Here is a 17,665-nt window from a genome sequence, read left to right on the forward strand (position 1 = left end):
CATCGTCGGCTGGAAGACCTCTGATCGGTGCGACACCGATCTGATCCTGGCCGCGCTCGAGTACGGCATCTGGTCGCGTGACGTCCGCGACGGCCAGTTGATCCACCACTCGGACAGGGGTTCGAACTATACGAGTTTCCGCTTCTCACAACGGCTGCAGGACAACGGAATCCGACCGTCCATGGGCTCGGTCGGCGACTCGTTCGACAACGCGCTGATGGAGAACTTCTGGTCGACGCTGAAGATCGAACTGGTCTACCGCACGAGCTGGCGAACCCGAGACGAAGCCGAGAACGCAATCTTCGGATACATCGACGGCTGGTACAACACCCGCCGCATCCAGAAGGAACTCGGCTACCTCAGCCCCGACGAATACGAGACCGCCTGGCACGCCCAGACCGAGCCAGATAACCTCACCCCTACCCCCGCCGGAAGCAGGTAACCACCGCTCCGTCGAAACGGGGGGAACTCAAACGAGCTCGACGCCTTGGCCGCACACTGACATGCCGCTGAGCGGCCGCGCGAGCCGCGTCACCGGAGTCACCCTTGTAGCGAAGCCCTCAAGATTGTCTGGCCTCGATACGGCACGATGGCGGTCATGGCTTGGCGATTGAGCCGAAGACCTACAACGGCCTGCCCGGAGGAGGCACGGCATCAACGCTCGCGGCCACAGCGAGGCCACTGCCCGTCTGTCCGCTCCGGGCGTCGCCCTGCGTCAGGTGCAGCCGCTGGCAAGAGGCCGGAATGGTGAGCGAGGTCGGGGGCAAAAGCACCGTTTACCATGATCGCCCATGGCATCCACGAACGACACGCCCGCGACGTTCGAGCCGCTACCGGAACCGACGGTTGATCGGTCGGCGGCCTATCACGCCTTGCTACTGGCACTGCTCGAACTAGTCGGTGCCGAATCCTCGAACTTTGAGGAGCCCGACAACCACCTGTTCTGGCGTCACCGTGCCCGGCGGTCGATCGGTGAGGGCGTTACACGCCGGGCCAAACACCCGACCGGCGCTCGCGGCATGCCTGACGAATGGTTCGAACCGCTGCTCCGAGCTGCGGTGTACGAGCCGGATCCGAGCTTCAACCGGCAGCTGGTCGAACCCGCCATCGCCGCGTTCGGCCGCCGTCGTGTCCAGGTTGCGCTGATCGACTACCTCGACACCGGCGCCCCCGCCGACGCGGCAGGCGCGGCACGTGCCTGGTACTGGACCTCGGTAGGAGTCAGATACCTGCCGGGAACGACGACGATGACCCCCGAAAGCGCCGCTGAATTTGAGGCGGTCAGCGACCTGCGCGAGCGGTACCGCCTTACAGCATTGCGTCGCTTTCTCGCCGACGACGACCTCGACCTGCGCCGGTGCATACTGCCGGGCCTCACCCTCGACCCACAGATGTACCCCAGCCAGATGCGCGACCAAGTAACTCAAGCCGTGCAGATAGCTCGCACCTCAAACGACCATTACCTCCGGCATCGAGTGGAGATCCAGGTCAAGCGCGAGCGATGACCACCACCCGTCGACGCCATCCGGATTTGCCGCTGATAAAGCGTGCTGAGTGCCGCAGAAGGTGCCGGGCGGCTAGCGTCGCTTGGGGAGAACCCCACGAAGTTGCGCCGACGCCCAGCACCCTGTCTCGGGGTAGGCGTTCTCACGGGTACCCATGAGCCGCAACGCGGCCAGGCAGCGTCCTCCTCGGCCGCCGATAACGCGCGGTCGGGCAGTCCGGCGTTCCGCCGCGCGACAGTCGGTCCCGCAGATGCGGAATGGCGGCGTCGACCTGGTCGGCGCGGCCGGCCTACGCCATCAAGGTGTGATCATCTAGCCGTCCGGCGTCGCGCAGTTGCCGCGATCTAGGCGTCTGCCCGGATGCTGCGCGGCCCTGACCAGCGGTTCTGTCGGACCACCCGGGGTGCGATTCAATAACATTCGGTAAGGCACGGAGCGCTGAACACCATCTCACGCCGTTTGCGCAGGTAGAGCGGTCTGTCCCAACGCTGCGACCTTCGTGCCAGCGACGTGCGCCCTGAACACCGGCCTCCGCAGCGCTGCCCTTCTCCCCCGCTTGCCTCAGCGCTGCCGTGCGCGCCCGGCGAGCCACGTCGCTTGGGGAGAACCCCACGAAGTTGCGCCGACGCCCAGCACCCTGTCTCAGGGTAGGCGTTCTCACGGGTACCCATGAGCCGCAACGCGGCCAGGCAGCGTCCTCCTCGGCCGCCGATAACGCGCGGTCGGGCAGTCCGGCGTACCGCCGCGACGGTCGGTCCGGCAGATGCGGAATGGCGACGTCCGTGGCGGATGCGTGCATCACGAAGGTTCGTTACTGCACAACTCATCCACACGTCGTAGTACTACTTGAGGCCAATGCTTGGCTAGCGCTGGCAACGACACTAGCCACGACGCTTCCGCCAACGCCTCGCCTAGAAACTGAGCAGCCCGGTCGATGTTGTTGGCTGCAGTTGGCCCGGCTGCTGCGGTCAACGCTCGTGCCTGCTGGAACGGGCCGCTGATTGAGCGGGCCACCGTCTCGGCCCAGTCAGGGTCCCCGCTGGCGGCGGCCGCCCCGGCCACCGGGACCAGCGCCATCGTCTGCCCGAGCGGGTCGTTGATCGAGCGGGCCACCGTCTCGGCCCGGCTGGCAAGGTGCCGGGCCCGATCAAGATCCCCGCCGGAGGCGGCCGCCTGGGCCACTGCGGCCAGCGCCTGCGCGTGCTGCATCGGGTCGGTGATTGAGCGGGCCACCGTCTCGGCCCGGTCAAGGTTCCCGCCGGCAGCGATCGCCTCGACCACCGGGACCAGCGCCCGTGCCTGCTCATACGGGTCGGTGATTGAGTGGGCTACCGTCTCGGCCCGGTCGGCAAGGTGCCGAGCTTGGTCAGGGTTGCCGCCGGCGACGATCGCCCCGGCCACTGCGGCCAGCCCTAGTGCTTGCTGGAAGGGGTCAGTGATCGAGCGGCCCACCATCTCGGCCCAGTCAAGGTCTCCGCTGGCGGCGGCCGCCTCAGCAACTGCGGCCAGCGCCTGCGCGTGCTGCTTCGGGTCGGTGATTAAGTGGGCCACCGTCTCGGCTCGGTCAGCAAGGAGCCGAGCCCGGTCAGGGTTGCCGCCGGCGACGATCGCCCTGGCCACTGCGGCCAACGCCCATACCTGCTGGTACGGGGCGGTGATCGAGCGAGCCACCGTCTCGGCCCGGTCAAGGTCACCAGCCGCGGCTATCGCCCGGGTCACTGCGAGCAGCGTCCGCGCGTGTTGAAACGGACCGGTGATTGAGCGGGCCACCTTCTCGGCCCGGCTGGCGAGGTGCCGAGCCCGGTCGGCATCCCCGGCGGCGGCCGCCTCCGCCACTGCGGTCAGCGCACGTGCCTGCTGATACAGGTCGGTGATCGAGCAGGCCACCGTCTCGGCCCGGTCAAGGTCCCCGCCGTCAGCGATCGCCTTGACCACCGGGATTAGCGCCCGTCCCTGCTGGCTCGGGTCGGCGATCGAACGGCCCACGATCTCGGCCCGGTCAAGTTCCCCGGCGGCGACGAACGCTCCAGCCACTGCGGCGAGCGCCTGTATCTGATGGCTCAGGTTGGTGATCGAGTGGGCTACCGTCTCGGCCCGGCTGGCCAGGTGCCGGGCCCGGTCGGGGTCTCCGGCGGCGACGGCCACCCCCGCCACTACGGCCAGCGCCTGTACCTGCTCATACGGGTCAGCGTTTGAGTGGGCCACCGTCTCGGCCCGGCTGGCGAGGTGCCGGGCCCGGTCAGGGTCTCCGGCAGCGACGACCGCCCCCGCCACTACGGCCAGCACCTGTGCCTGCAGGAACGGCGGGGTGGTGACGGAGTGGGCCACCGTTTCGGCCCGGTCGGCGAGGTGCCGAGCCCGGTCAGGGTTGCCGCCGGCGATCGCCCTGGCCACTAGGGACAACACCCATGCCTGCAGAATCGGGATGGTGATCGAGTGGGCCACCGTCTCGGCCCGGCTGGCCAGGCGCCGGGCCCGGTCGGGGTCTCCGGCGGCGGCGACCGCCCCCGCCGCTGCGACCAGCGCCTGTGCCTGCTCATAGGGGTCGGTGATCGAGTGGGCCACCGTCTCCGCCCGGCTGGCGAGGTGCCGAACCCGGTCAGGGTTGCCGTTGGCGGCGGCCGCCCCCGCCACTGCGGTCACCGTCTGGGCCTGCAAGACCGGATCAACGATCGAGCCGGCCACCGCCTCGGCCCGATCAAGGTCCCCAGCGGCGGCGGCCGCCTCAGCGACTGCGGCCAGCGCCCGCGCCTGCCGCTTCGGGTCGGTGATCGAGTGGGCCACCGTCTCGGCCCGGCTGGCTAGGTGCCGAACCCGGTCAGGGTTACCGTCGGCGATCGCCCCGGCCACCGCGATCAACGCTCGTGCCTGCTGGTCAGGGCCGGTAATCGAGCGGGCGAGGGCTTCCGCTCGGGCGGGTTGTCCGAGGGCAGCCCAGACGGCGGGCAGGCCGACGGGGATACGACTGTTGCGGTCGGCAAGACTTGTACGGCGGATACACAGCCGCAGCATCGCCTCCAGGTCCGGTCCCGGCCTAGCGAGCACGAGATCTTGGCAGGTTGTGATCTCAGCGAGAGCTGCGGCGTCGCCGCCGCTCAAATCGAGCATCCGGTCGTGGCGGTCTGGGTCAGTGACCAGTTCGACCAGCCGGGATACATCGCCAGTGGTGCTGAGCATCCGGGAGTAGCTGAGCAGCAGGTACTCCGGGGTACTCTGCGGCCAGCGTGGATCGCCGTTGCTGGGGCGGCGATAGCGGTCGGCCCAGTCGTGCAACCGGCTGCGGTAGCCGGTCAGCCGGGTGTCGCCGAGGTACCGGCGGGCGGCGGCGTCGAGTTCCTCGTGACCGAGCAGATACACCGACGGGCCAGTCTCCCTGGCCCACTGCGGGGTGCGGCGGGTGAAGGTGCGCCCGGACACGGTATGCAGCACTTCTTCGATGGCGACCAGCCCGGCCCCGGTCAGTTCGTGCAGGTCGTCGCTAGACAGGCCACCACGGGCCGCGGTCAGCAGACCCAGCAGGTCCTGCTCGACCGGGCTGCCGGTCAGCAGCCGTTTCAGCTCGGTCTGCCCGAGCCGCTGCAGGTCCCGGGCGTGCGGGGATTCGGTGAGCGGCCGGATGGTGGCTTGCTCGCGCAGCGGATGCCAGTCGGGCACGTCGTCCGGCACGGGCGGGTTGGGCCGGCCGGCCACGATGACCCGCATCCCGGCCGGCGGGACACCGGGCAGCAAAGCGGCGATGCTGCGCGCGTGTGGGCCGGTGGTGACCCCCCGATCCTCGTCGAGGCCGTCGATGAGCAGCACCAGCCGCATGCCCCGCTGCCGGCAGCTTTCCGCGACCTGGGTGAGCAGGTCCAGCAGCCACGCTTCCCGCAACGACTCGTCGATCACCGCTGGGACCGGCTGGCCGCTCAACGCGGCTAACTGTTCGCCGACCACGGTGGTGAACGCCTGCCGGGTGTCCTGCGCGGCGAGGCGAGCAGTGATGAAGAACGCCACCACTTGCACTCGCGAGCGCACCGTGTCCGGCGGGTGCAGCACGAACGTCGACAACAGGGCCGACTTACCCGCCCACGGCCCGGCCTGCCACCACACATACGACCCGGCATGCTCGTCTAGGCAGAACCGGGCCAACTCCTGCAAGTCCGCCTCGCGGCCGACCAGTTCGGGTGGGGCGATCTGACGGACCTGCGCCAGATACGCCGACCGTGGCGCCAGCAAGGGCTCCGGCGCAGACGACCGCTCAGGTGCGCGCATCAGCAGGGTGACCTGCGCCGCGACGGTGTGCTCATCCTGATCGCATGCCTGCGCCAGCGTCCGGGCGACCGCGCAGACATCATCCAGGGCCGCTGGCCCGCCCTGGGAGATGATCCGGTGGATTCTGTCCTTCTTCGGTGAACCGTCGAGGCGGTCATCGGCGGCGATCCGCTTCTCCAGGTCCTCCAGCGCGGGCCTGCCTGCTGCCTCGTGCAGCTCATAGAGAAGATCGCGAACCTGCTGCTGCGGGCCGGCGTCGAGCTCGGGCCGGGCCAGCTTCCGCGGGCGGCGCACCGGGTCACGCTTGGCGGCTGCCGGAGGCCGGCGGCGCACTGGTCGAGACTCGTCGGCATTCATCGCTCACCGATGATGCCCGACCGCAACCGGTCGTGGGCTGCTCGACACCCGTCGGCACTCAGGTCAGCCCCTGCGAGACGGCCCGAGGCTGGAAAGCGCAAGCCGGCGCCGGCTCCGCTTTCGTTACAGACAGGCAGGGAGCATCCGATGACCCGATCCCCGCAGCACCACAGCGGCCCCCACCAGCCCCGCACGCAGATCGCCCTGGCCGTGATCACCGGCGTTCTCACCGGCGCCATCCGCGCGCTGACCGACCGGCTCCTCACCTACCTGAGCACCGGCAGCTGACCCGGCCCCGGGGCGGGATCCCCCGCTGTACCGGCGGGATCCCGCCTCCTTCCATCCACCAGTGCAGATGAGTACGGAGATCCGTGCGGACGACTTCGGCAATCGACACAACTAGTGCCCGATGACACCGAAAGTTTGTCGTAACTCGTGTCGGCTTACTACGTCGGATAACCATCCGTGCGGGTAATCGGTCTTATCTGTAGTTGTGGACTTCGGTGGGCTCCGCCCAGAGGCGCTCCACAGTGGTGGCGAGCGTTCCGCGATCTCGAGTGCGAGGAACACCGAAGGCGCGTAGTCTCCCGAAACGATAGACACGATGGTCTGGCGGTTGACCTCGACTACGTCTGCCAGTTGCTGCTGGCTCAGGCCGAGATCGCGGCGACGCTCGCGCATGCGCGGGCCCGCGGCCGCGGCCTGGCCAGCGGCCCCGCGGACGGGGCCACTCGGGCGCGGCATCAGTGCGCCTCGTCGCCGTGCACTTGTTCACGGCGGGCCCTGTCGACCAAGTACTGGCAACCGTTCTACTACATCCTGGAAGCGCACGGTGTGACCGTGTGGCTGGGCAACGCCAACGACGTCAAGCAGGTCCCGGGCCGGCCCAAGACCGACCTGCTCGACGCGGTCTAGCTGGCCAAGTTCAATGCCGCACCTCGAAGATCTGCATCATCCAGCGCAGCGAACTTCGCGCCTTCCTCTGCGGCCACCCTGACGCGGCGATGGAACTGGACGGCGCGGACACGGTCGATGCGTTGGGCTCAGGGATCCGGGGTGCGATTCAACAATATGTCGTCAGGCACGGAGCGTTAAACACCATCTCAAGCCGTTTGCGCAGGTAGAGCAGTCGTCCCAACGCTGCGAGCTTCGGGCCAGCGACGTGCGCCCTGAACACCGGCTTCCGCAGCGCTGCCCTTCTCCCCTGCTTGCCTCAGCGCTGCCGTGCGCGCCCGGCGAGCCACCCTCATCGCGTGCACTCGATCCGACGCATTCTCATGCCGAAGAGCGGGCGTCTGGCGCCCCGGCTATTTTCACCATGCGGAGGCTTCTGGCTGTCTGAGCCTTGCCACTTCACTGTCAACTCAGGCCAGCGGGCTTGTTAACCCGGCATACCAGGCGGCGGGGCCTCACGGCCACCCTGCCGCGAACGTGACCAAAGGCCGTACGCAACAGCTATCGCAAGCGCGATGCCTGCGCAGATGACCGTGCGAAGCAGTCGGTCCTGAGCACGGGCGTCGCACAGACCCCCGTAAAACTCACGTATCGCGGCGTCGGGGGCGATCAGCGAGCCGCAACTACGGGTCACGTAAGGCGCGCCGAAAGCGAGAACCGCATACAACAGAGCGGGAATCAAGAGAAGCACACCAGCGCAGGTGCGGCGAACCCATTCGCCGACCGACGCGCTCCTACCTGACACCAGCCTGACCAGCGCACCGAACGCCGCCCCACAACATCCGATGGCTACCGCGACGCCTGCCGCGGTTCCTGGCCCTATGCGGCCCAACGAAGACTCCGGATGAGGCGGACCAAGGACGATGTACACCACGCCAAGCGCGGCGGACGCCGCGACGATGCTCGTGGCAACGTCCCAACGACGACGCCTCAAAACCTCTGGTCTCTCCGGCATACCCGCTCCGGTTCATGAAGGTGGACTGTGGCGGTCCTCGATGGCCTGGCGACACGAACGGCGCTTCTCTCATTCGATGTATCCGGTCTTGCGCACGAGGAAAGATGCCTCGATTTCGCATGCTCAGTCTGGGCGATTTGCCACCCCAGGGCGACCCGAAGCCGACATTTCGTACGCTGAACTCCCGCCCTCGACGCCCGGATTTGCCGCAGATAACCCGCGGTCGGGTCTCGTCACCAGCCCGCAGAAGACTCGTCCACCGACACTCACCGTAGTCACCCTTGGTGACGCCGTGAACTGCTCAGAAGCGGTACCTGCCGGGCGGCCAAGGGTGAACGGCAAGCTGAGCGCCCGCACCTGCTCCCCGTCTACGACGAGGTGATCTCCTGCCCTCTTCGGCAAGCCTGATGACGTCTGGCTCGGCCTGCACGACCCGCTGGCCGCGGCGGCGTACTGCGTAAGGATCTGAACTTGGTACGCGAGCGCGCCGGCCTCTGCGTGACCGTCGGGCTCACCCGGGTCCTCGACGTGATCCTTCCGGGTGGGTCATCATGGACCCACAAGGGCGGACGCTCCTGCTCCGGACTCGGGAGCCTGCCGCTGCGGTGACCGGGCAGCGCCCGTCGGGGAGGATTTCGTCCAGCCGCTGCCCGAGTTCGGGGTAGAGATCGCGGTGACCCCAGCACCGCATGATGCAATCGTGCTCGTCACGGCAAGGCTGTCGACCGGGCGGTGAGGCAGCGGAACTGCGCGTGCGGGCAAGGCAGTTGGATCATCATGTGATGGTGCTGGTGACGTGCCGGTCGGAGGCCGGTGAGTGGGCAATGTGGCGGGTGGGTAGGCGGCGCCTGGCCTGGCTGCCCGGCAACTCCCGCCCTCCGCAGGGGCTGGATTTCTTCACCGACTGCCCGATCACCGCGCCCGCGGTCGTGATCCTTGTCTTCCTCTGCCTGGCGGTGTCGTGGATCTGCTGCCTGCTCGCCACGATGGTGGTGTGGCCGGTGCGGGTGCTGGTCGCCAGGTGGCTGGTGGTGGCGTATCCGGTGGTGGGAGACGGCAGCCCCGGGTTCCGGCGCCGGATCCGCGGCCGGGCCGAGGCAGACGCGCTGGCGCGGCAGTGGGCCGCGGAGATCGAGGATCACGGCCGTCCGCAGGTGCCCGCCACCACGCCGGACGACGGGCATGCCTGACAGCAGCCTGGAATTGGAAGGGGCAATCGGCGGCCGAACTCGATATCGTCGAGGCCGCCGTGGAACTGGCCGGTGCCGACGTCGCTCCTGGCGGCGTTGACGCGGTTGCGGCCTCCCGTTTCCGGTGGGGAGGTCGTGCACATCGTGCTCTCGGCGACCCTGAGCTGGTGGTGTGCGGATCGCGTGACGCGCGAGGCGGGGCTGCAGCCGGGTGCTCCGCGTGCGTCGCGCTTCCCTGGACTGTGCCTCTGAGTGAGAGTTTGCGTAGGTGAAGGGGTGGTTGGAGCCCTCGGTCGGATCGAACCGACGACCTCCCGTTTACAAGCAAGAAGTCGATCATCCCGGATGATTCGCCGGACCCCGCTGAACTCCCGCCCTCGACGCCCGGATTTGCCGCCGCGAGTGCGTGAGGAACGGCCGACAGGGTGCCGAGCGGCGGTCGTCGCTTGGGGAGAACCTCATGAAGGTGCACCGCCGCCCGGCACCCGAATAGTAGGCGCCTCGTCCTGCTCCAGATCGGGGAGGACCTGGGGCAGTCAGGGCGCGATCCGGCTGGTCGAAGCCGGGTGTATGACTACCTCAACAGCACCTCAGCCGGCCCTCACCGCTTCCGACCCGCGCCTGCTGGCGGCTGCGGTAGCCGCGTATCTCGGTCGCTACCGCGGTCAGTCCCGGCTGCACACCGATTCCGACCTGAAGGTGTTCCTACGATGGTCGGCTGACCAGCCCTTGGACCCGCTCGCCGCGGCTCGGGCAGACGTCGAGCGCTACGTGCGCTGGCTGCCGGACCTCCGCTGCTACCAGCCATCGACGGTGTCCCGCCGGCTGTCAGTGGTGATTGGCTTCTACCGGGTCTGCGTGATCGACGCGATCCTGCCGCACTCGCCCGCCGACTACGTCCGCCGGCCGCTGGTGCCACCCGAGTCGCCCACCCTTGGCCTCAGCCATCTTCAGTTCGAGGCGATGATCACCGCCGCCCGGCTGTCGGCCAACATCAACGACTTCGCCCTGGTCGCCATGCTCGGCCTACTCGGGCTACGGATCTTCGAGGCCTGTGGGGCCAACATCGCCGACCTCGGCGAAGAACACGGCCACCGCGTACTCAAGGTCCGCGGCAAAGGCGGCAAGGTCGTTCTGGTGCCGCTGCCACCGGCAGTGGCCCGTGCGATCGACCGCGCCGTGCAGGAGCGCGGCGACGGCCCGATCCTGCGCAACACCCGCAGCGCCCGGATGGACCGGCACGCGGCAACCCGCCGACTCAAGCACCTGTCCGAGAACGCCGAACTGCGCATCCCGAAGATGCACCCGCACATGCTGCGCCACACCTTCGTCACCACCATGCTCGACGCCGGCGTCAGCCTCCGTGACGTCCAGATCGCCGCCCGCCACGCCGACCCACGCACCACCATCCGCTACGACCGCGCCCGCAAGAACCTCGACCGCCACCCCAACTACATCCTCGCCGCCTTCATGGCCTCCGGCACGTAGCTGTGATCAACGCCCGACCATGCCGAGAAGAGGACGTTCTGCCGTGGTCTCTCGTCCTTCGCGCGGCCTGAGCGCTAGATTTCCAGCCGTAGTCCGGCCCATCGGTCGAGCCATCCTTTGGTCTGCACTCGGCGCTGTACCTTCGGCCGGCCCGCTGCGTTGTCGAAGGCCGGAGAGGGGCGGACGACCATTCCCACAAGGTCATCCATCCCATGACAGGAAACCAGGTGAACAGAGTCGTCCCGTAGAGTCACCGCGATGCATGTTGCTGTTTCGGGCCAGTGCGATATCGCATCCAGGGCGGACATGTAGGGCTCGTCGCCGTTGCGCAGATGCATCCGTGCTTGATTTCGAATCTCCCACGGCACCTCAGGCATGGTCGCCAGGGCGCGAGCTTCGGCGCGTGCGTCCTCGCGCGGGTCCGGCTTCTCCGGGTCGAAGTAGGCGACATCCACGTCGCGCTCCGGCGAGACCGGAAGATTGCTGATCGCGTCCCAGACACGGTTGCGGACGAAGCCGGCACCGATCCACCAGTCCGGTAAACCGAGGTCGGCCGTAGCGCGGAGGACTCTCATCGCCCCCGGGTCTGACTCGATTACACCGACCACGTCCTGCACGCTCATGACCACCCAAGGGACCCTAACGAACGTACGCACGTACCTCTTGCGGAGGCGGCGGCTGAGAGCGAAGGCCGTCATCGGCACGCTTTGGCGCAATCACCACCGCAACATCCGCCCATGCCGCTGAGTTCGCGCGACAACTCACCCCAGCCATTCGAGGTACCACGTCTGGAAGTCCGACTGCGGAGTGAGCCCGCCGTCCGCGCCTCGGTCATCCATCCACACCTGGCCGCGGGCGGCTCCGGTGACGACTAGGACCATGTCCATCGTGCAACCGAGGGTGCCGATCGGCAGCGCACCCGCCGCCTGCCAGGGGTCCTCGTAGTCGTCATCGGCATTGTCGTTCCAGTACGCCTGGTGGGGAAACGGCGTCGCCAAAAACCCGTCAAGCCTGCACCAGTCATCGATGTGCGGTTGTTGCATCGCAGGGCCGTCAAGGTTGTAGATGCCATAGCCCGGTCCGGCGCCGCCGTCACCGACTGTCAGCAGGAACTCGCGGTAGCTGTCCGGTAGCCGCACGCCGTACCGCGACTCGAAGCCCTCAACATGGTCCGGCGTCAGCGGTGCTGCGAGGTCGTAACGATGGATATCGGCCCCGAATTTGGTCAGGCCAGGGTCGGCCGTGGCCTTGTCTGCGAGTCTGCGCCGGATCTCTGCCACATCCCACATGCCGCCCCGTTCGTTGAGGTGAGATACACCGGCGGTGACCGATGCGCCGGCCGCCGTCGTCATCAAGGGCGCGCTTTCCGCCTGCCATCGCCGGTGTGTAAGCGGGAGGTTAGCCCGGATGGCGTTCGCCCAAGAAATCGCGAGCATGAAATACGCTCTCATGCCGCCGTCCGGGTACTCATGAACGGCATCGCCGTCACGGCCGGTCGTGCGCGTGGTTGGACCGCTCTGGCTTAGGCTGCCCGAGTGAGTTCGCCGGATGTTCTGAGCATTGACAGGTTGTCAAAAGGGCTCTTCGTCGAATATCTCGGCGAGACGACCACCGACGATCTGGTGGTGGGTATGGGCGATCCGCCACCCGCTTGCGACCGCCTCTGGCACGGACATCCCGGAGTCATCTGGGAGCCGGTACCGCAGCATGTGCAAGTGACGTGGGTGGGCTTGGAGGACACGGTCCAGAGCTTCGGAACCGGTTATAGCTGCAATGACCACGGCCTGTATGGCTTGGGCGTCATCACAGCTTCCGACTATGAGAAGCGACGCCGTCGCGTACTAGCAGGGCAGACACCTCAGGACTGAACGACAACAGCGGCAGAACGTACTCTCCTGCCGCCATCCGTACGTGGCGGGCTCGGACTACCGCTGCGATCCCGCTGCGTCGTCCGGGTGAGGCGCATCGAACGTCAGGGTGAGCATGCTGCGGTAGGCCGCAGAGCCGCCGACCCGAGTTGGAGGTTCGTCGGGCGGCTCGACACCGTCCGTCCAGACCTTCACGGCCCGGTAGTCGAAGCCGTCCTGGCTCGCTGCCTCGTAACGGAATGAAACATGCTGCCCAGCCGCCAGCTCGCGATAACCATTCATGGCAATGGCGGAGAAGGACGCCCAACACCCGCCCGGCACATCCGGGCCGTCAATGACGCCCCAACCCTCGTCGGCGTGGAAGATGCGCACTGAACCAACGCTTGCCATGGACTAAGTGTGCACGCCTACCGGTGCCGAGCCCGTCCTCATCTGCCGCCGAGCGTGCGCGGGCGACTCGCCGGGCCGTGACGCTCGGTAACCGGCCTCCGGGCTGCCAGACGTACTGAACTGCCGAGTTGAGTGTGTCGCAGAGGCTCGGGCACTGACGCGATCATCTTCTTTCCGGAATCTCCGGCCAGCTATAGGAGAATGACAGTGAGAAGGTTCTGTCGATCCAGTCGCTGGTCGCCTCACCGCCAACGGGCCCGGGTCGGACACCTGCGAAGCGTTCGCGCACCGCGGCAAGTTCGGCGGAGCGTTCGCAGACGTCCGTCAACCGACCGACGTCAAAAACCAGTTCCCAGACTCGCTGAAAGCCGTAAGCGGGACGAAACCCCATATGAAGGTAGCCGATGTCTGCGTAGCCGGCGCCGATCAGTAACCTGCCGGTAAACGGGACTGGCGCGCCCAGTCCTCGATACACCTTCACACCGCGGCTGTGCACCGGCGACACCCCCAAATGCGCGCCGTCATAGCCAGGATCAGTCTCTAGTTCGGCGAGAACCAGATGGTCGTCGTCAACCCTGTACGAGGCTACATAGCCCCGGTAGCACGCCGTACTGATCGCCTTGGCCCCTACCGCCGCGAACAGGCCGTTTCCGTCGACGGCAGTCACGTCGTACAACTCGCCCTGCCAGTGAACTTGGTCTGCGGACTGTCCCGTCATTCTGGCGAGTAGAGCACATCGCGACGGGCGACGCACTATTCTGCCGCAGATAATGCGCGCTCCGCTTCGGTCTCAACACGCCCCGAGCTCGCCTACCGGCACGGAACGTAGCCGGCCTCGGTGACGCAGTGGATCATCCGCGGCGACGCTCAGCCGGTGCCGGAGGTTGAAGCGCAAGCTCACGAGTTGTTGCAGAACCGCGGCGGCTCGGCTCCTTCCGCGGCGAACCCGGCGACCATCACCAGGCCGGAGGTGGCCGAGCCCGGCCCGTGCACGGCCACCCAGAGCACCTGCCCGGCCGGGATGGAGGCCGGCCGGACGATGAACGCCCACTCGTGCGCCTGCAGCCGGGCCCCGGTGGCGGGGTTGCGACGGTCGTCGCCGGTGCCCGGGACCGCCTCGAAGGCGTCGAGCCAGGGAAACATCCCGGGCGGCGGCGGCCCGTCCGGCGGCAGTGGATGGGGTGGCTGCAGCGACGGGTCCGGTGGGCGCAGCACGTTGAGGCAGTCGGGCGTCTTCGCGACCAGCTCGATGCGGGCGCCGTTGCCGCGCAGGTCGCGTTCGGCCGCGGCGAGAGCCGGCTCGGCCGTGCTGTCGAGCACCACCACGAAGCCGCCGTCGGGAAGTGAGTGGAGGGCGTGAGCGGGCGTCGCGGTGGACGCGGTCAACACGCTGACCAGAGCCGCGACGCCCCCGGCGGCCAGCGCGGAGGCGCCCGCCAGCAGCCGGCGACGGCCGCGCGGCGCGTGCCGCGGGGCGGGGTGGGTGGGTAGTTCGTCGTGCAGCCGGCGCAGCAGCCGGTCCTCGAACCGATCGACAGTGCGCGGCGATTCGCTGGTCATGACGTCTCCACCGGTCGTGGGTCGAGAGCAAGGGCGGCCTCATGGGTCTCGCGCAGGGCCCGGCGGGCCCGGAACAGCCGGACGCGCGCGGTTCCCGAGCGGATGCCGAGCGCCGCGGCGGCCTCGGCCACGGTCAGGCCGTCCACGGCGACGAGTTCGACGACGGCGCGTTCGGGTTCCGGCAGCCGGGCGACCTGCCGGTAGAGAAGACGGGCGGCGTGGGCGGCGTCGATGCGTTCCTCCAGCCGTCCGATGTCGTCGTCGTCGAGCAGCCGCCGGCCCGCCAGCCGTTGACGCCGGGCGGCCTCGCGGGCGCGGCGGCGGGCGTCACCGGCGATGTGGTTGCGGGCGATGCCGTAAAGCCAGCCGAGTTCGCCACCACGCTCCGGGCGGTACACCGCAACGGCCTCGACGACCGTGTGGAACACGTCGGCGGTGATGTCCGCCGCGAGGTGGGGGTCGTCCACCCGGCGAGTGACGAATCCCAGGACCGCGTCGACGTGCGCGCGGTAGAAGGCCGTGAACGCATCGGGGTCGGTCAGGGGTGGCGGTCGGCCCATGGCGGCTCCTCATCGTGTCCGGACGGTCCTCCACCAGTTATTGGTCGCCGGCGCGCCGAGTGTTACCGACACGGACGCGGCGTACGCACGGTTACGGATGGCCGGCCCGGCCGGGGGGACGTCGTGGGCATGACGATGAAGGCGGGTTCGAGCGTTCCGGCGGCCGCGGTCACGGCTCCTGGGTGCGGTCGGCCAGGACGCGCTGGGCGATGCGGAAGGCGGTGTTCGCGGCCGGCACACCACAGTAGATCGCGGTCTGCAGGATCAGCTCCTTGATCTCATCGTCGGACAGGCCGTTGGTGCGGGCCGCCCGCACGTGCATCGCGAGTTCCTCGTGATGTCCTAAAGCGATCAAGGCGGTGAGAGTGATGAGGGAGCGTTCGCGGCGCTGGAGGCCGGGACGGGTCCAGATCTCGCCCCACGCGTACCGGGTGATCAGGTCCTGGAAGTCGCGGGTGAAGGCGGTGGTCGCGGCGGTGACCCGGTCGACGTGCGCCGCGCCCAGCACCTCGCGGCGGACCGTGATGCCGGCCGAGCGCAGCTCGTCGAAGTGCTGGTCGAGCAGGGTGGCGACCACCTCGGGCGACTCGGCCGGGGCCAGATGGGCGACGTCGTCGAGGACGACCAGGCGGCCGTGCAGCACCCCTTCGGCGATCGCGGCCAGGTTCTCCGGCGGGGTCGGCCGGTCCGCGCGGCCGGCGACGGCCAGGACCGGCGCGGCGATCTCGGCGAGCCGCTCGCGGACGTCGAACCCGGCCAGTGCCTCGCAGGCGCGGGCGTAGCTCTCCGCGTCGGTGACGCGCAGGCCAGCGATGAGCGCCTCGGCGACGTACGGCTCCCGGTCGGCGAAGCCGGGCGCGAACCAGCGTTCCCGGGACCCGTCGATCACCGCCCCGACGCCCTCCGCCCGGACCAGGTCCGCCCGGTCCAGCCAGGCGGAGGCCGCACCGATCCGGGCGCCGGAGCAGAGCACGACGGCCGCGCTCACCCGCTCGGGCGCGTCCAGCAGCAGTTGCAGGCCGACCGCGCCGCCGAGCGAGTCCCCCGCGTAGCCGAAGCTCTCCCCGGGCCGGATCCGGTCCGCCAGCGTGAGCACGTCGCGGGCCAGATCGGCGACCGTGAACGGGCCGGCTGCCGGTGCGCTGCGACCGTGACCGGGCAGGTCCCAGCCGACGACGTGGTAACGGCCGTACAGCCGCTCGGCGCAGGCCGCCCAGAGCGCCTCGACGCTGGTCCCGAGGGAGGGCCCGAGCAGCAGCAACGGCCGGTCCGGCGCCTCGGTGAAGGTGGTCGCGGTCAGCAGCAAGTCAACCCCTCTTCGACAGCTTCATGGGTACGGCCGGCCGGCTCCCCGCGGGACGCGCCGGTCACGGGTGAGACTCCTTGGAGCGGGCTATCGCGGCGTCGATGATCTGATCGCCGGCGCCGGGATAGGGCTGACCAGGCGCCGCGTCCGGCGAGACCGCACGCTGCTCGGCGTCGATACCGGGCCGGGCGGCGGCCAGGTTGGCGGTCATCCGGGCGGCATCCACCCGCAGTCCGGCCAGCAGTTCGGCGGTCTGCGCGCCGGCCGTCACCGTGCGGCGGGCCAGCGTGCGCAGCGTCGCCCACTCGACGTGCCAGCCGCCGTCGGGGCGTTCGTCGACGGCGGCGGCCGCTCCCGCGTGCACGGTCGCGGCCAGCGACGGCGCGGCCAGGGCGGCCCGGCGCACCAGGATCGACAGGACCGGGTTCTGCTTGTTCGGCATCGCCGACGAGCCGCCCCGTCCGGCGACCGCGCCCTCGGACAGCTCGTGAATCTCGGGGCGAGCCCCGACGAGCACGTCGTTGGCGATCCGGCCCCAGGCGTCGGTGCAGGTCACCAGGGCGTCGGCGATCCCGGTCAGCGGGGCCCGGGCGGTGTGCCAGGGGTCGCGGACCGGCAGGTCCAGGGTGGCGGCGGTGGTCTCGATCAGATCCCGGGCCACGGACACCGAACCGGCGAGGGCCACCGGCGCGGCCAGGCTGCCGGCCGCGCCGCCGACCTGTGCCGGCAGGTCCGCGGCGGCGGCGAGACGGTCGCGGGCGTCCAGCACGCCGGTGAGCCAGCCGGCGGCTTTGAGACCGAAAGTGATCGGCACGGCGTGTTGCGTCAGCGTGCGGCCCGGCATCCACGTCGCCCGGTGCCGGTCAGCGAGCCGGGCCAGGGCCGCCGCTTGTGCGGACAGGTCGTCGCGGATCCGGGCGGCAGCGTCCCGCAGGCACAGGACCAGGCCGGTGTCGATGACGTCCTGACTGGTCAAGCCTTTGTGCAGCCATGCCGCGGCGGCCGGGTTACGGGGCTCGAGACGTTCGCGCAGCAGCGCGAGCAGCGGGATGAGCGGGTTACCGCCGGACTCGGCGCCGGCCGCCACGATCGGCACGTCGCCGGGACCGATCAGGCCGGACAGGTCGTCGCGGGCGCCGGAGCCGGCGATGCCGTGCCGCACGAGCGCGCCCAGCCAGGCGGCCTCCATCCGGACCATCGCCGCCAGGACGGTGGCGTCGGTGAACAGGTCACCGGCACGATCGTCGCCGGGCCACAGCAGATCGCTCACGGCGTACC

The 17,665-nt window shown here is 69.0% G+C and carries 18 protein-coding genes and 1 pseudogene; 9 read left to right on the forward strand and 10 right to left on the reverse strand.

The annotated features are described in order from the left end of the window. On the forward strand, positions 1 to 442 hold a 442-nt coding region (locus QLQ12_RS00005), incomplete at its 5' end, for an IS3 family transposase (protein WP_282756114.1). Between the two features lie 349 nt (positions 443 to 791). Then, on the forward strand, positions 792 to 1,505 hold the full coding sequence (locus QLQ12_RS00010; RefSeq protein ID WP_282756116.1) for a hypothetical protein: 714 nt from the start codon (positions 792 to 794) through the stop codon (positions 1,503 to 1,505). A gap of 798 nt (positions 1,506 to 2,303) precedes the next feature. Here the strand turns inward: QLQ12_RS00010 and QLQ12_RS00015 are convergent. Further along, positions 2,304 to 6,053, reverse strand: coding sequence for a hypothetical protein (locus QLQ12_RS00015; protein ID WP_282756118.1), 3,750 nt, complete (start codon positions 6,051 to 6,053; stop codon positions 2,304 to 2,306). A 210-nt stretch (positions 6,054 to 6,263) separates the two neighbouring features. On the opposite strand from QLQ12_RS00015, the gene QLQ12_RS00020 reads away from it, so the two are divergent. Next, positions 6,264 to 6,404, forward strand: coding sequence for a hypothetical protein (locus QLQ12_RS00020; protein ID WP_282756120.1), 141 nt, complete (start codon positions 6,264 to 6,266; stop codon positions 6,402 to 6,404). Between the two features lie 111 nt (positions 6,405 to 6,515). Here QLQ12_RS00020 and QLQ12_RS00025 read toward each other — a convergent pair whose 3' ends face one another. After that, complete coding sequence (locus QLQ12_RS00025; protein ID WP_328518247.1) at positions 6,516 to 6,860, reverse strand: helix-turn-helix transcriptional regulator; 345 nt, start codon at positions 6,858 to 6,860, stop codon at positions 6,516 to 6,518. On the opposite strand from QLQ12_RS00025, the gene QLQ12_RS00030 reads away from it, so the two are divergent. From QLQ12_RS00030 to QLQ12_RS00050, 5 genes and pseudogenes are all read left to right on the forward strand, one after another. Continuing rightward, positions 6,756 to 7,031: a hypothetical protein gene (locus tag QLQ12_RS00030; protein ID WP_282756910.1), complete on the forward strand. Its 276-nt coding sequence runs from the start codon at positions 6,756 to 6,758 to the stop codon at positions 7,029 to 7,031. The two genes, QLQ12_RS00025 and QLQ12_RS00030, sit on opposite strands and share 105 nt — an antisense overlap. Before the next feature lie 14 nt (positions 7,032 to 7,045). After that, a pseudogene (locus QLQ12_RS00035) lies at positions 7,046 to 7,135 on the forward strand (Crp/Fnr family transcriptional regulator); the annotation flags it as partial. A gap of 1,361 nt (positions 7,136 to 8,496) precedes the next feature. After that, positions 8,497 to 8,634, forward strand: coding sequence for a hypothetical protein (locus QLQ12_RS00040; RefSeq protein ID WP_282756124.1), 138 nt, complete (start codon positions 8,497 to 8,499; stop codon positions 8,632 to 8,634). Between the two features lie 173 nt (positions 8,635 to 8,807). Then, on the forward strand, positions 8,808 to 9,215 hold the full coding sequence (locus QLQ12_RS00045; RefSeq protein WP_282756125.1) for a hypothetical protein: 408 nt from the start codon (positions 8,808 to 8,810) through the stop codon (positions 9,213 to 9,215). A 570-nt stretch (positions 9,216 to 9,785) separates the two neighbouring features. Next, positions 9,786 to 10,703: a tyrosine-type recombinase/integrase gene (locus QLQ12_RS00050; RefSeq protein ID WP_282756127.1), complete on the forward strand. Its 918-nt coding sequence runs from the start codon at positions 9,786 to 9,788 to the stop codon at positions 10,701 to 10,703. Between the two features lie 74 nt (positions 10,704 to 10,777). On the opposite strand, the gene QLQ12_RS00055 is transcribed toward QLQ12_RS00050, so the two are convergent. Next, entirely contained in the window at positions 10,778 to 11,326 is a 549-nt protein-coding gene (locus QLQ12_RS00055; RefSeq protein WP_282756129.1) for a nucleotidyltransferase family protein, read from the reverse strand. A gap of 138 nt (positions 11,327 to 11,464) precedes the next feature. Continuing rightward, positions 11,465 to 12,154 carry an SMI1/KNR4 family protein gene (locus QLQ12_RS00060; protein ID WP_282756130.1) on the reverse strand — a complete coding sequence of 230 codons (690 nt, stop codon included), beginning with the start codon at positions 12,152 to 12,154 and terminating at the stop codon, positions 11,465 to 11,467. An 84-nt stretch (positions 12,155 to 12,238) separates the two neighbouring features. Between QLQ12_RS00060 and QLQ12_RS00065 the strand changes: the two genes are divergently transcribed. Next, positions 12,239 to 12,571, forward strand: coding sequence for a hypothetical protein (locus QLQ12_RS00065; protein ID WP_282756132.1), 333 nt, complete (start codon positions 12,239 to 12,241; stop codon positions 12,569 to 12,571). A gap of 57 nt (positions 12,572 to 12,628) precedes the next feature. Here the strand turns inward: QLQ12_RS00065 and QLQ12_RS00070 are convergent, their stop codons facing one another. From QLQ12_RS00070 to QLQ12_RS00095, 6 genes are all read right to left on the reverse strand, one after another. Beyond that, positions 12,629 to 12,961, reverse strand: a complete 333-nt coding sequence (locus QLQ12_RS00070; RefSeq protein WP_282756134.1) for a cold shock domain-containing protein — start codon at positions 12,959 to 12,961, stop codon at positions 12,629 to 12,631. Between the two features lie 163 nt (positions 12,962 to 13,124). After that, a complete protein-coding gene (locus tag QLQ12_RS00075; protein WP_282756136.1) occupies positions 13,125 to 13,679 on the reverse strand; it encodes a hypothetical protein in 555 nt (184 codons plus the stop codon). A 179-nt stretch (positions 13,680 to 13,858) separates the two neighbouring features. Next, positions 13,859 to 14,521 carry a hypothetical protein gene (locus QLQ12_RS00080; protein ID WP_282756138.1) on the reverse strand — a complete coding sequence of 221 codons (663 nt, stop codon included), beginning with the start codon at positions 14,519 to 14,521 and terminating at the stop codon, positions 13,859 to 13,861. Beyond that, a complete protein-coding gene (locus QLQ12_RS00085) occupies positions 14,518 to 15,081 on the reverse strand; it encodes an RNA polymerase sigma factor (protein WP_282756139.1) in 564 nt (187 codons plus the stop codon). The genes QLQ12_RS00080 and QLQ12_RS00085 overlap by 4 nt, the downstream gene beginning before the upstream one ends. A 169-nt stretch (positions 15,082 to 15,250) precedes the next feature. Continuing rightward, the gene (pcaDC, locus tag QLQ12_RS47340) at positions 15,251 to 16,387 is read right to left on the reverse strand and encodes a bifunctional 3-oxoadipate enol-lactonase/4-carboxymuconolactone decarboxylase PcaDC (RefSeq protein WP_282756141.1); all 1,137 of its coding nucleotides are present in this window, start codon (positions 16,385 to 16,387) and stop codon (positions 15,251 to 15,253) included. 61 nt (positions 16,388 to 16,448) lie between these two features. Further along, positions 16,449 to 17,657, reverse strand: coding sequence for a lyase family protein (locus QLQ12_RS00095; RefSeq protein ID WP_282756143.1), 1,209 nt, complete (start codon positions 17,655 to 17,657; stop codon positions 16,449 to 16,451). Between the last annotated feature and the right edge of the window lie 8 nt (positions 17,658 to 17,665).

Source organism: Actinoplanes sandaracinus, from assembly GCF_030009775.1.
In the GTDB taxonomy this organism is placed as follows: domain Bacteria; phylum Actinomycetota; class Actinomycetes; order Mycobacteriales; family Micromonosporaceae; genus Actinoplanes; species Actinoplanes sandaracinus.